The organism is Paraburkholderia tuberum STM678 (assembly GCF_902833905.1).
Taxonomy (GTDB): domain Bacteria; phylum Pseudomonadota; class Gammaproteobacteria; order Burkholderiales; family Burkholderiaceae; genus Paraburkholderia; species Paraburkholderia tuberum.
Window position 1 is genome coordinate 136,707 of sequence record NZ_CADFGP010000007.1, and the last position, 13,681, is coordinate 150,387.

Sequence of the window (13,681 nt, forward strand, 5' to 3'; positions counted from 1 at the left end):
CGCGGTGGGCCGCGCCGGTCGGCGGCCGTCAGTGGTTGCCGGCCGTTTCGGAGAGCCGTTTGATCGTCGCGACGCGCGCGCCGATGATGTCGATACGCCCGTGCTCGTCGACGAGCCGCGTCGACGCCGTCAGATACGCGCTCCACGCGCGTTGCGCGTGCACGAGCGTCGGCCGCGATTGCGCCGGCATCTTCGATTCGAGCACACGATAGTAGCGCTTCAGATCGAACATCGCGTGTTCGCAACGCGCGTCGGCGTTGCAGGCTCGCGGCCGGCGCGGCTCCGGACCGTTCGCATCGGCGAGCGCGCTGCGCAGCGCGAGCGCGCGGTCGCGCACCGGCTGCAGCTGCATGTCGGCTTCGGAAAGCACGTACGTCGAACCTTGGGTCGTGGCGAAGACCGCGGCAAGCAACTGCTTCTCGGCATCGCGCGACGCGAGCCAGCTCGACTGGCTCCTTTCCCACAGCCTGCGCCGCGCGGGCGGCAGCTTCGCGAGCAACTGCTGGTACGCGTTGTCGACCGCGACCTTCCAGCCGATGCGCGCAGCGTCCATGCACTGCACCTGCCCCATCGTCGTCGACATGTCGGCGCGCGCGAGACACGCGCGCATCGACGCGTCGATCGGATCGGCGGCGGCCACCTCGGCATGCGCCGCCGGACTCGCGATGCCGCCGAACACCACCGTGCCGGCCGCCAGCGCGAAGGCCAGCACGCCGGCCCCGCGCCGGCAGCGGCCGATCGCTGCCAGGCCCGGCAGAAACGTCACCCACTCCATCGTCAGAGGCGCACGCAATCGACGAAGTATTCGATGCGCCCGTTGACCATTTCGCCGACGAGCCCGTGGATATCCGTATGGAAGCCCGGGAAGCGCTCGTTGAACTCGCGCGCGAAACGCAAATAGTTGACGATGGTCCTGTTGAAACGCTCGCCCGGAATCAGCAGCGGAATGCCCGGCGGATACGGCGTCAACAGGATCGACGTAACACGGCCTTCGAGCTCGTCGATCGGTACCCGATCGATCTCGCGGTGCGCGAGCTTCGCGAACGCGTCGGACGGCTTCATCGCCGGCTCCATGCTCGACAGGTACATCTCGGTCGTCAGACGCGCGATGTCGTTCGCGCGATACACGCTGTGGATCTGCTGGCACAGGTCGCGCAGGCCGACACGCTCGTACATCGGATGATGCTGCACGAACTCGGGCAGCACACGCCACAGCGGCTGGTTGTTGTCGTAGTCGTCCTTGAACTGCTGCAGCTCGGTCACCATCGAGTTCCAGCGGCCCTTCGTGATGCCGATCGTAAACATGATGAAGAACGAGTACAGGCCCGTCTTCTCGACGATGATGCCGTGCTCGGCCAGGTACTTCGTGACGATCGCGGCCGGAATGCCGGTTTCGCCGAAGCCGCCGTCCATGTCGAGACCCGGCGTGACGATCGTCGCCTTGATCGGGTCGAGCATGTTGAAGCCTTCGGCGAGCGGGCCGAAGCCGTGCCACGCGTCGTTGGGGCGCAGCATCCAGTCGTCGCGCGAGCCGATGCCTTCCTCGGCGAACTGGTCCGGGCCCCACACCTTGAAGAACCAGTCGTCGCCGTATTCGGTGTCGACCTTGGTCATCGCGCGGCGGAAGTCGAGCGCTTCAGCGATCGACTCCTCGACGAGCGCGGTGCCGCCCGGCGCTTCCATCATCGCCGCGGCCACGTCGCACGACGCGATGATCGCGTACTGCGGGCTCGTCGACGTATGCATCAGATACGCCTCGTTGAAGCGATGCTTGTCGAAGCGGCTGTTCTTCGAATCCTGCACGACGATCTGCGACGCCTGCGAGATGCCGGCGAGCAGCTTGTGCGTGGAGTGCGTCGCGTACACCATCGCGCCGATGCGCGGACGGCCCGCGCCGATGGCGTGCATGTCCTGATAGAACTCGTGGAATTCAGCGTGCGGCAGCCACGCTTCGTCGAAGTGCAGCGTGTCGAGCCATTCGCCCAACATCTCCTTGATCATCTCGACGTTGTAGATCACGCCGTCGTAGGTGCTTTGCGTGATCGTCAGAATGCGCGGCTTCAGGTTCGGGTTCTTCGCGAGCGCTTCGCGCGCGAACGGGTTCGCCTCGATCTTCTTGCGGATGTTCTCCGGTTCGAACTCGCTGCGCGGAATCGGGCCGATGATGCCGAAGTTGTTGCGGGTCGGCGTCAGGAACACCGGGATCGCGCCGGTCATCGTGATCGCGTGCAGGATCGACTTGTGGCAGTTGCGGTCGACCAGCACGATGTCGCCCGGCGCCACCGTGCCGTGCCAGACGATCTTGTTCGAGGTGGAAGTGCCGTTGGTCACGAAGAACACGTGGTCGGCGCTGAAGATGCGCGCGGCGTTGCGCTCCGAGGCCGCGACCGGACCGGTATGGTCGAGCAGCTGGCCCAGTTCGTCGACCGCGTTGCAGACGTCGGCGCGCAGCATGTTCTCGCCGAAGAACTGGTGGAACATCTGGCCGAGCGGGCTCTTCAGGAACGCGACGCCGCCCGAGTGACCCGGGCAGTGCCACGAGTACGAACCTTCTTCCGCGTACTGCACCAGTTCCTTGAAGAACGGCGGCGCCAGCGAGTCGAGATACACCTTCGCCTCGCGGATGATATGGCGCGCGACGAACTCCGGCGTGTCCTCGAACATATGGATGAAGCCGTGCAGCTCGCGCAGGATGTCGTTCGGCAGATGGCGCGAAGTGCGCGTTTCGCCGTACAGGAAGATCGGAATATCGGCGTTGCGGCGGCGCACTTCGGTCACGAACGCGCGCAGCGCGACGATCGCGGCGGCAAGCTCGGGCGTCTCGCCTTCGACGACCACGTTATCGACGTACGGCAGCAGCTCGTCGTCGTCGATCGACAGGATGAAGCACGACGCGCGGCTCGACTGCTGCGCGAACGAGGTCAGATCGCCGTAGCTCGTCAACCCGAGCACTTCCGCGCCTTCTTTCTCGATGGCTTCGGCCAAAGCCCGGATGCCGGAACCCGAGATGTTCTCGGAGCGGAAATCTTCGTCGATGATGACGACGGGGAAACGGAACTTCATGGGCGATTCTCCAAAAAGAAAACGACCGCTGCGTTACGTAAAAAGCGCAGCGGTCACCCGAATAACTGGTGGGTCAAGACGCTGCCGGCGTCACGTTTTCGGCAATGTGACGCCGTGCTGACCTTGATACTTGCCGCCGCGATCCGCGTACGACGTTTCACAAATCTCGTCGCTTTCGAAAAACAGCACCTGGGCGACGCCTTCGTTCGCGTAAATTTTCGCAGGCAAAGGTGTCGTATTCGAGAATTCGAGCGTGACGTGGCCTTCCCATTCCGGCTCGAACGGCGTCACGTTGACGATGATCCCGCAGCGCGCGTAGGTCGATTTGCCGAGGCACACGGTCAGCACGCTGCGCGGAATACGGAAATACTCGACCGTGCGCGCGAGCGCGAACGAGTTCGGCGGGATGATGCAGACGTCGCCCTTGAAATCGACAAACGACTTCTCGTCGAAGTTCTTCGGATCGACGATCGTCGAGTTGATGTTGGTGAAGATCTTGAATTCGTCGGCGCAGCGGATGTCGTAGCCGTAGCTCGAGGTGCCGTAGCTGACAATCTTCCGGCCGTCTTCGGAGACGCGAACCTGATCGGGCGCAAACGGCTCGATCATCTTGTGCGACTCGGCCATGCGCCGGATCCACTTGTCAGATTTGATGGTCATAGGTGAGAGCTGCTCGACGTGAATATCAGGTGTGACGAAAGATAGATGAAAACGGCCGGCGGCGGCGCCCAGCCGGCAAAGGCCGCTTATTTTACGCGATCACGGAGACGCTGCCGCAGATGGCGCGAGGCGCGCCCGATGAAGGGGGTCCGCCGACTGGCACGACGCCGTTGCGGGGCGGGCGCGGCGAAAGCGCGCTCGCGCTTCACTGCTGGCGAATCACGCCGCAGGCGATCGCCGCGCCTGCGCCATGCTGAGGGTAAGCGTAGGGATCGGTCGCATCGCGGTGGAGCAGTACCGCGCGCTGCAGCACCGAGCGGATGCCGTCGAGCGACACGTCCGGCGCGACGATGAAGCCGGTGGCCACGCCGTTCGCGTCCGCATGGATGTTGCCGAGATCGCCCTCGACGCGCGCGCCGGCCTTGAGCCGTTCGGCCGCCGGCGAAAACACCGGACCGGCGCTGGAGCCGTCGGCGGCGTTGCAGTCGCCGCGCTCGTGCACCTGCAGCGCGTGGTCGCTATTGGGCGGCAAGCCCGTGAGATTGTAGGTGACCTGGACGCCGTCCGAGCGCTCGATAAAGGTCACGAGACCGTGCGCCTGATTGCCCACGGTGGGCAGCAGTTGCGCGTCGGCGCGCTTTTCCTGTGGTCTCAGGAATACGCCACAGCCGCTCAACAGCACACAGCCGGCAGTCAGGACGATGAACGCATGTACCGCGTGCCCGTCGATTCGTTTTCCCATGCGATCCTCTTGTCGGCCTGGCGGCTGCCCCTGCGGCCGCCGAGCCGAACTCGTGAAGTCGACATGATACCGCGAGAGTTCGTGAAAATAGGGATCGAGATCACCCCTAATCCCTCGCCCGAACGGCCGCTCAGGTGTTCTGTACGACGATGTTCGGAAACTTCGAGCTCATGTCGCGCGCGCGTTCGGCGATATGCACCGCGACCTTGCGCGCGATCGAGCGATAGAGCTCCGCAATGCGCCCGTTCGGGTCCGCGACGACCGTGGGACGGCCCGAGTCGGCCTGCTCGCGGATCGTGATGTCGAGCGGCAGGCTGCCGAGCACCTCGACGCCATACTCCTTGCCCATGCGCTCGCCGCCGCCGGCGCCGAAGATGTGCTCCTCGTGCCCGCAATTCGAACAGATGTGCAGGCCCATGTTCTCGACGATGCCGAGAATCGGGATGCCGACCTTCTCGAACATCTTGAGGCCCTTCTTCGCGTCGAGCAGCGCGATGTCCTGCGGCGTCGTGACGATCACGGCGCCCGTAACCGGCACGCGCTGCGCGAGCGTCAGCTGGATGTCGCCGGTGCCCGGCGGCATGTCGACGATCAGATAGTCGAGTTCGTGCCAGTTGGTCTGGCGCAGCAGCTGTTCGAGCGCCGAGGTCGCCATCGGGCCGCGCCACACCATCGGGTTGTCCGCCTCGATCAGGAAACCTATCGAGCTGGCCTGCACGCCGTGGCCGGTCATCGGGTTCATCGATTTGTCGTCGGGCGATTCGGGACGACCCTCGATGCCGAGCATGGTGGGCAGCGACGGGCCGTAGATGTCGGCGTCGAGAATGCCGACCGCCGCGCCCTCGCTCGCGAGCGCGAGCGCGAGATTCACGGCGGTCGTGCTCTTGCCGACGCCGCCCTTGCCCGAGGCAACCGCGACGATGTTCTTCACGCCGGGCAGCAGTTTCACGCCGCGCTGCACGGTGTGTGCGGCAATCTGTTGCGAAACCTCGACGCGCACGTTCGCGACGCCCGGCACCGCGCGCAACGCGTCGGCGAAGCGCTGGCGGATCGCGTCGAACTGGCTTTTCGCCGGGTAGCCGAGCGTCACCTGAAGGTTGACCGCGTCGCCCTCCACAACCACGTTGCGGATGCTCTTCGCGGCCGCGTACGGCGCGCCCGTGTTGGGGTCAGTGACGGCCGCGACGGCGGCGTCGACCAAAGCCCGATCGATACTCATTGATACTCCGTGGGGAAGAGGTGCGGCGCGGCGAGATGGACCGATCGGCCACGCGGCGGAATTTGCAAGAAATTGTTATGCGGCATTGCGAAAATCGAACGTGCCGGGCACCCTTCGGGGCACGCGGGACGCCGTAGGGTCGCATCACTGTGTGTTTCAGGCACTATTGTAGTGTCTGACGGCACACGGTGCCCTAAGACCCTTCTTCGCTGTAGGACCGCGCGAAGCAAGGCGCAGGAATCGTTCCCGAACTTTCTGAGTGGTCGGTGCATTGCCGTAATGTTCGCTGCATAGACTGACCGCTACCCGCTAGCTCATTCGCACTCGAAAGGAAACCAAAATGAATGCAAGAATCATGACTCGCGTGGCCGTATTCGCCGTGGCCGGCTCGCTGGTGGCAGGCTGCGCAACCCAACAGGGCACCAACACAGCAGTCGGCACCGGCGTGGGCGCTGGTGCCGGCGCGGCGATCGGCGCGATCTTCGGCGGCGGCAAGGGCGCGGCGATCGGCGCGGCCACCGGCGCCGCGGTGGGCGGCATCACCGGCTACAACTGGGACAACATCCGCAACCGCATGTCGGGCGCGACCAAGGGCACCGGCACGCAGATCACCGAGCAACCTGACGGCTCGCTCAAGCTGAACATCCCGAGTTCGGTCACGTTCGACACCAGCAGCTACGCGATCAAGCCGTCGTTCGCACCGGTGCTCGACCAGCTCGCACAGACGCTGCAGCAGAATCCGGAAGTCGTCGCGTCGGTCGTCGGCCATACGGACAGCACCGGCTCGCTGCAATACAACCAGACGCTGTCGGTCAATCGCGCACAGAGCGTGACCGGCTATCTGGCGCAACGCGGCATCGCGCCGCAGCGCCTGTCGGCCACCGGCATGGGCCCGAACCAGCCGATCGCCGACAACAACACCGAAGCCGGCCGCGCGGCCAACCGTCGCGTCGAGATCTATCTGCGCGCCACGGCGCAGCACGCGACCCAATAAGGGCAAGTCTCAAGGAGAAGGCGCTGCCGGGCCGACCGGGCGTTTCAGCCGCACGCGCCTGGCTTGCGGGCGGGACGAGCCGCCGGACCGGTTTGTCGACGGATCGAAAAAATTTCGAACTCTGCGGAAAATCTGCGGTCTGTCTTTACGGTACGTGGCTGGCGAAGCCATCACGTCACCATTCTCCTCTTGTCGTTGTTGCTCCGGGGTTTATCGACCCCGGTTTTTTTTGCCCGCGCGGTTTTGCACCCCGCTTCGCCAGGCATCGTTCCTGGCGGTCCCCCACCGCAGCGCCCGCCCCCATCCCCCTCTGTTCCGCGCGTCCAGCCCGCCGCGCCCGGTCCGCGTGCGGCGTGCGCCCTGCTAAAATCACCGTTTCGTCCCACCGCAGGCACCCCCGATCCTTATGTCAGCACCCGCCACCGACCTCCCAGCAGGCGCGCCGCCCGGCCGCCGTCAGATTCTCGTCACGTCGGCCCTGCCTTATGCGAACGGGCAGATTCATATCGGCCATCTGGTCGAATATATCCAGACGGACATCTGGGTCCGGGCGCTGCGAATGCACGGCCACGAGGTCTACTACGTCGGCGCAGACGACACGCACGGCACGCCGGTGATGCTGCGCGCGGAAAAGGAAGGTCTGACGCCGAAACAGCTGATCGATCGCGTCTGGCTCGAACACAAGCGCGACTTCGACAGCTTCGGCATTTCGTTCGACAACTACTACTCGACGGACTCCGACGAAAACCGCGTGCTCAGCGAAAACGTCTACCTCGCGCTGAAGGAAGCGGGGCTGATCGACGCGCGCGAGATCGAACAGGCGTACGACCCGGTCAAGGAAATGTTCCTGCCGGACCGCTTCATCAAGGGCGAGTGCCCCAAATGCGGCGCCAAAGACCAATACGGCGACAGCTGCGAGGTCTGCGGCTCGACCTACCAGCCCACCGAGCTCGTCAATCCGTACTCGGTCGTCTCGGGCGCGACGCCGATTCGCAAGACCTCGACGCACTACTTCTTCCGCCTGTCCGATCCGCGCTGCGAGAACTTCCTGCGCGCCTGGGTCGGCGGCCTCGCGCAGCCGGAAGCGACCAACAAGATGCGCGAATGGCTCGGCGACGCCGGCGAAGCCAAGCTCGCCGACTGGGACATCTCGCGCGACGCGCCGTACTTCGGCTTCGAGATTCCGGGCGCGCCCGGTAAGTATTTCTACGTGTGGCTCGACGCGCCGGTCGGCTACTACGCGAGCTTCAGGAACCTCGCCGAAAAACGCGGCCTCGACTTCGACGCGTGGGTCCGCAAGGGCTCGACGGCCGAGCAGTACCACTTCATCGGCAAGGACATCCTGTATTTCCACACGCTGTTCTGGCCCGCGATGCTCGAGTTCTCGGGCCATCGCACGCCGACCAACGTGTTCGCGCACGGCTTTTTGACCGTCGACGGCGCGAAGATGTCGAAGTCGCGCGGCACCTTCATCACCGCGCAAAGCGTGATCGACACCGGCCTGAATCCGGAATGGCTGCGCTACTACTTCGCGGCCAAGCTGAACAGCACGATGGAAGACCTCGACCTGAATCTCGACGACTTCCAGGCGCGCGTGAACAGCGATCTGGTCGGCAAATACGTGAACATCGCGAGCCGCGCGGCCGGCTTCCTGATCAAGCGCTTCGACGGCCGCGTGCAGGACAGCGCGATGCATCATCCGCTGCTCGGCACGCTGCGCGCGGCGCTGCCGCAGATCGCCGCGCACTACGAGGCGCGCGAGTACAGCCGCGCGCTGCGTCAGACCATGGAGCTCGCCGACTCGGTCAACGCCTACGTCGATACCGCCAAGCCCTGGGATCAGGCGAAAGACCCGGCCAACGCGGTCGCGCTGCACGAGACCTGCAGCGTCAGCATCGAGGCGTTCCGTCTGCTGTCGCTGGCCCTGAAGCCGGTGCTACCGAAGCTCGCCGAAGCGGTCGAGGCTTTCCTCGGCATCGAGCCGCTCGTGTGGGCCGACGCCACCGTGCCGCTCAGCTCGGCGCGCCCGATCAACGCGTACAAGCATCTGATGACGCGCGTCGATCCGAAGCAGATCGAGGCGCTGCTCGCGGCCAATCGCGACTCGCTGCAGGCCACGCCGGAAGCGGCGCCGGCCGACGCGAAGGCCAAGGCGAAGGCCCACGCCAAGGCCGTCGCCGCGAAGGAAGAAGAGGCCGGCATCATCACGATCGACGACTTCGCGAAGGTCGATCTGCGCATCGCGAAGATCGTCGACTGCAAGGCGGTGGAAGGCTCGGACAAGCTGCTGCAACTGACGCTCGACGTCGGCGAAGAGAAGACCCGCAACGTGTTCTCGGGCATCAAGTCCGCGTATCAGCCGGAGCAGCTGATCGGCAAGCTGACCGTGATGGTCGCGAACCTGGCGCCGCGCAAGATGAAGTTCGGCATGTCCGAGGGCATGGTGCTGGCGGCATCGGCGGCGGACGAGAAGGCCGACCCGGGCCTCTACGTGCTCGAGCCGCATAGCGGCGCGAAGCCCGGCATGCGCGTGAAGTAACGCGCGGCGCCTTCGGGCGCCTCGCCCCACCTCGCCGCAGGCAGGTATGACGAAAACGGCACGCTTCCAGGCGTGCCGTTTTTTTATGTTGCCCGCGTCACCACGAGATCCGGTCGAAGCGCCGCGTGTACAGCACGTCGGCGCCATAGAACGTGCCGCCATACACGACCAGCGACCAGTATCGCGTCAGATTGATCGTCGCCTTGATCGCATTGCTCGCCGACTGCAACCCCTGCTCGTAGCCGATCACGAGCCGCTCGTTGATCGCCTTCGACACCATCACGACCTGCGGATCGGTCAGGCCGACGTCGCTGCGGCCGATCGAAAACTCGTCGAGCCCGACGGTCTGCGCGATCCGCTGACCCGTCGCGCTGCCGAGCAGCGCGAGCGCGGTCGTCATCGTGCTCTGCTGGCCGAGGTTATTGCCCTGGTCGGTGCCGTGGCCGAACAGCAGCCACGACAGTTTTTCGTTGTCCGACACGCTTGGCTCCGACACGAGCCGCGCGACCGGCGCCTGCAGCGTGCCCGTTACCTGTACGCCGGCCTCGACCTGCTGGTTGCGGCGCATCGCGAGAATGTTGATGCCCGGATTCGTGACTGGCCCGTTGAACGTGAAGAAGCCGTTCTCGATCGCGAGCTTGCGGCCGAATGCGGTGTAGGTCGAACCCGGCGTGACGCGCACGTTGCCGATCGCGCGCAGCGGCGTATTCGGCGCGCTCGTCGCGGTGATCGTGCCGGCGAGGCCGAGATCGGCGCCCTTCCCACGGAAGCGGAAGTCGTTGCCGAGGCCGATCTCGATGTTCGCGCGTGGCGCGAACGGGCTCTCCGGCGGCTGGCCGCCTTCGCTCGGACGCGGCCGGCCGCCCGAGCGCGTGCCGTCCGGGCGGATGATCACGACGTCGTCGCCGAGGCTCGGCGCGGCCTGCTCGGGCAGATCGAACCGCGCGCTGTCGACCACGAACTTGCCGTCGATCACAGGGCCGCGCTCCACGCCGCCGTTCGAGATGTTCGCACTGCCCGACAGCGACAGATGGCGGTCCGGCGACGCGAACACATCGAGCTTGTCGGCGACGATGCTCGCGGTCATGTCGGGCTCCGGGCTGTCGAGACGCACGCGCCCAGTCGCGCGCAGCGTGCCGCTCGCGCCGTGGAACTCGACCTGCTGGAAGTCCACCATGTTCTGCGACAGCGCGATGCGCACGACCCCGTCCTTCAGTTGCACGCCCTGGCTCACGACCGTCGCGGACAGACCGTCGCCGGTCAGCGAGCCGGTCACGTTCGGTTTCGCGACCGTGCCGCCGAGCGCGAGCTTCAGCGCGAGATGGCCGTCGAGCAGATAGCTGGGGCCGAGCAGGCCGCCCGTCGTGCGCAGCGACGGCACGTTCGCGTTCACGTTGCCCGACAGCGCGCTTTGCGGATCGACGCTCAACATGCCGTCGCGCAGCACGAGCGGCGTGTGCGCGTCGGCATCGATCACGCCGACGCGGCTCGCCTGCGCATGCACGGTCGCATTGAGCCGGTTGCCGCCGGTGAATTCGGCGCGCGCTCGGATGTCGCCAATGCCCATCGACGAGAGCCCGCGGCCGATCTCGACCGTCACGTCGCCGCTGCGCCGGCGCAGCTCGATGTGGCCGCTCGCCGTCGCGCCGAGCGAGAAGTCCCAGTCGCCGTCGAACACGAGGTCGGTGTGCACGGCGGGCGGCTCGCCGGTGATCTGGTGACGCAGCTCCTGCAAGTGCGCGAGCGACACATCGGTCAGGCTGCCGGCCGACTGGATGCGGCCGTGATCGAACGCGAATGACTTCAGGGTCAGCACCGAGCCTTCGATCGTCAGGCGCGTTGCGCCAAGCGTGAGGTGCCCCGGCCCGGCGCTGAGCGCGAGCGGCGATTCGAGATTGAGCGCCGGCGTGCCGCGATTTTGCAGACGCGTGACGGTGCCGTCCCAGCGCGAGCCGTCGCGCGTGTCGGTCAGCTTGCCGTTGGCGGCGAGCGTCAGATCGAGCGGTCGGTCCTGCAGCTTGCCGGTCGCGGCGGCTTCGAGCGTGTGGTTCGCGCGTGTGCCGGACAGGCGGGCGGTCAGCGTGGCGAGGTCGACGCCGCCCGCGTTGACGTTGCGCGCGTCGGTCGTGAACGCGAGCGCGCCGTTCGCGCCGTCGCGCAACTCGGCGTGGCCTTCCGCATGGCCGATGCGGTTGCTCGCGAACACGACGCTGTCGGCCTTGTAATTCAGCGTGACGTTCGGATGCGCGAACGAGCCGGTAACGTCGCCGTCCGCGGCGACCGCGCCCGCGAGGCCGAAGCCGAGCCGATCGAGCTGCGGCGCGTCGATGCCGAAGCGCAGCCGGTCGCCGGCCGCGCCGAAGCTGCCTTGCAGATTCACCCGGTTGCCCGCCACCGAAAGATTCGCGTGGCTCGGCAGGATTCGCGAGCCGGCCAGCTGGATCATGCCGCCGCCCGTGAGCGGCAGGTCGTTGTAGACGCTCGGACCGAGCGTGAATTCGGCGCGCGTCGTGAAGACCGGCGCGAGCACACCTGCTGCCGTGACCGTGGCGTTCACGCGCGCCTCGATCCTGCGCGCTGGCGGACCTGCATGGGCGGCCGCGCGTGGCGCATGGCCCGCGCCATGCGCGGGCGGTGGCGTCCCGCGCTCGAGCACTTCGGTCTGCACCGCGGCCTGCGCTGTGTTCTTCGCGATGGCGGCGGCCTGATCGCCGGACGCCGCGCTCTTCGCGCCGGCGGTGCTGCCCACGAGCGCCGCGGCTTGCGCTTGCCGCTCGCGTTGCGCGCCGCTCGCGGCGGACGCGCCGGATGTCGTGACAGGCGTGCGGGCGGGCATCTGCGAGGTCAGCGACAGCGGATCGAAATCGGTCAGTTGCGCCTTCAGGTTGTAGGTCGAGTTCTCATCGTGCTTCAGCGCGCCCGATAGATCGATGCGGCCACGGCCCGACGTGACACGCACGTCGTTGAAGCTGATGCGTGCGGGGTCGAACGTAATCTTGCCCTGGGCGCGCAGCGCGGCGGCGGGGTCGGCGAGATCGAGCGTCAGGGTCTGGATGTCGTCGTTCAGGCGGATGCCGATCGGGCCGGACAGCTGCGTCGGCCGCAGGGTCGCCTGCAGCGCGTTCAGGTCGAGCCGCGCGACGCTCAGATCGAGCCGGCCGTGCCGGCCGCTCAGCGCACCGCCGCCGGTGAGCGTCGCGTTGCGCACGAGCCGCACGTTCAGGTTCGAGATGCTCTGCGTGTGGGCGTCGAGGCGCACGTCGGCGTTCGCATCGATCAGCGGCAGCAGTTTCTGGTCGATTGCGCCGGGTTTCGCGTTGACGATCGAGACATGGCCGGCGACGGCGAAACCCGCCGCCGGTTGGGCCGGCGCGTGGTGGTCGCCGAAGATGTGGTGCGGATGGCTCGCGGCCGACGGTTTCGCCGCGCTGGCTGTGCCAGGGGCGGTCGCCGCGCCCTGCTCGACCGGCTGCAGCTCCGCGCGCACCGCCAGATCGGCCAGCGGCGCACCCGGCGCGAAAGCCTGCGGATTCACATGATCGAAGCTCAGCGTCGCGCGCTGCAACGGCACCGCGGCGAACGGCGCCGCTTCGACCCGCGCGTGGCCGGCAAGCTTCATGCCGCTCGCATCGAGCTCGGCGACGAGCTGCTCGAGCGTGCCGCTCACATGGCCGGCCACCTGCACCGCTTCATCGTTGACCTTGCCCGCATAACCGACTTCGCCGGTGAGCGGAAACGGCCGCACGCCATCGAGTTTCGCCGCTGCCGTCAGCGCCCCGAACGGCGTATCGAGCCGATCGATCACGGCCTCGTGATGACGCCCGTCGCTGCGCCCATGAAACGCGAAGCTGGACAGCTCCGTCGTCGACGCGCCCTGGTGCAGCAGCAGCCGCTCGACCCGCACGTCGCGGATCTCCAGCTGCATCGGTAGCTGCAGATCCTGCGGCAAGCTCAGCGGCTCGCTGGTGCTCGACGACGACGGGCCGACGCGCGCCTCGATCGTGCCGACGTGCAGGTAGTCGATCGTGAACCGCCACGGCTCGCGCGCGAGCGCCCAGCTGCCCGCGATGCGGTCGATCTCGATGTCGGTGCCGCTGCCGTCGAGGCTGCGCCAGCGCACGTCGCGAAGTTGCACGCCGCGCGCGAGCGTGCCGCCGTCGAGCGTGCCGGCGAGCCGGCCGCCGAGCAGCTTCACAGCCGCGTGCCACGCGTACGCGGTGCCGCGCTCGGTCGTCAGCGCCCCGTACAGCAGACCGACCGCGAGTGCGGCGAGCAGTACCAGCATGACCACCGTGCCCGCGACCGACTTCAGCAGCAGCCGGCCCCAGCGCCGCTTCGGCGGCGGCGTGTCGGGCGGCTGCCGCCCATCCGGCGGTCCTGGCGGCATGGCGCCGGGCGGCTGCGCGGGGGGCGGGGCGGTGACGTCGGTGGTCATGCGTGAATACGGTGGCAAATAAGGTAGTG

Annotated in this window: 8 protein-coding genes; 2 read left to right on the top strand and 6 right to left on the bottom strand. The window is 66.8% G+C overall.

Features of this window, described 5'->3' with window-relative positions; all coding sequences use genetic code 11:
* Positions 1-28: 28 nt before the first annotated feature.
* The 5 genes from HWY30_RS08145 to apbC form a co-directional block, all read right to left on the bottom strand.
* The gene (locus HWY30_RS08145) at positions 29-775 is read right to left on the bottom strand and encodes a lysozyme inhibitor LprI family protein (RefSeq protein WP_244168779.1); all 747 of its coding nucleotides are present in this window, start codon (positions 773-775) and stop codon (positions 29-31) included.
* Between the two features lie 2 nt (positions 776-777).
* The gene (locus HWY30_RS08150) at positions 778-3,063 is read right to left on the bottom strand and encodes an arginine/lysine/ornithine decarboxylase (protein WP_090803453.1); all 2,286 of its coding nucleotides are present in this window, start codon (positions 3,061-3,063) and stop codon (positions 778-780) included.
* 90 nt (positions 3,064-3,153) lie between these two features.
* Positions 3,154-3,723, bottom strand: coding sequence for a dCTP deaminase (gene dcd / locus HWY30_RS08155; protein WP_008924193.1), 570 nt, complete (start codon positions 3,721-3,723; stop codon positions 3,154-3,156).
* A gap of 205 nt (positions 3,724-3,928) precedes the next feature.
* On the bottom strand, positions 3,929-4,465 hold the full coding sequence (locus HWY30_RS08160; protein WP_090803451.1) for a superoxide dismutase family protein: 537 nt from the start codon (positions 4,463-4,465) through the stop codon (positions 3,929-3,931).
* Positions 4,466-4,595: 130 nt separating this feature from the next.
* A complete protein-coding gene (apbC, locus tag HWY30_RS08165) occupies positions 4,596-5,684 on the bottom strand; it encodes an iron-sulfur cluster carrier protein ApbC (protein WP_090803450.1) in 1,089 nt (362 codons plus the stop codon).
* 340 nt (positions 5,685-6,024) lie between these two features.
* Here apbC and HWY30_RS08170 point away from each other — a divergent pair, with 340 nt between their 5' ends.
* Both HWY30_RS08170 and metG read left to right on the top strand, forming a co-directional pair.
* A complete protein-coding gene (locus tag HWY30_RS08170; protein WP_090803447.1) occupies positions 6,025-6,678 on the top strand; it encodes a YiaD family glycine zipper/OmpA-like lipoprotein in 654 nt (217 codons plus the stop codon).
* Between the two features lie 406 nt (positions 6,679-7,084).
* Positions 7,085-9,217, top strand: coding sequence for a methionine--tRNA ligase (gene metG / locus HWY30_RS08175; RefSeq protein WP_090803446.1), 2,133 nt, complete (start codon positions 7,085-7,087; stop codon positions 9,215-9,217).
* A 97-nt stretch (positions 9,218-9,314) separates the two neighbouring features.
* Here metG and HWY30_RS08180 read toward each other — a convergent pair whose 3' ends face one another.
* Positions 9,315-13,652: a translocation/assembly module TamB domain-containing protein gene (locus tag HWY30_RS08180; RefSeq protein ID WP_090803444.1), complete on the bottom strand. Its 4,338-nt coding sequence runs from the start codon at positions 13,650-13,652 to the stop codon at positions 9,315-9,317.
* Between the last annotated feature and the right edge of the window lie 29 nt (positions 13,653-13,681).

What these genes read in the sequence shown, in the direction of transcription:
- HWY30_RS08145 (WP_244168779.1), bottom strand. Translation starts at nt 775, where the DNA reads ATGGAGTGGGTGACGTTTCTGCCGGGCCTGGCAGCGATCGGCCGCTGC.
- HWY30_RS08150 (WP_090803453.1), bottom strand. Translation starts at nt 3,063, where the DNA reads ATGAAGTTCCGTTTCCCCGTCGTCATCATCGACGAAGATTTCCGCTCC.
- dcd (WP_008924193.1), bottom strand. Translation starts at nt 3,723, where the DNA reads ATGACCATCAAATCTGACAAGTGGATCCGGCGCATGGCCGAGTCGCAC.
- HWY30_RS08160 (WP_090803451.1), bottom strand. Translation starts at nt 4,465, where the DNA reads ATGGGAAAACGAATCGACGGGCACGCGGTACATGCGTTCATCGTCCTG.
- apbC (WP_090803450.1), bottom strand. Translation starts at nt 5,684, where the DNA reads ATGAGTATCGATCGGGCTTTGGTCGACGCCGCCGTCGCGGCCGTCACT.
- HWY30_RS08170 (WP_090803447.1), top strand. Translation starts at nt 6,025, where the DNA reads ATGAATGCAAGAATCATGACTCGCGTGGCCGTATTCGCCGTGGCCGGC.
- metG (WP_090803446.1), top strand. Translation starts at nt 7,085, where the DNA reads ATGTCAGCACCCGCCACCGACCTCCCAGCAGGCGCGCCGCCCGGCCGC.
- HWY30_RS08180 (WP_090803444.1), bottom strand. Translation starts at nt 13,652, where the DNA reads ATGACCACCGACGTCACCGCCCCGCCCCCCGCGCAGCCGCCCGGCGCC.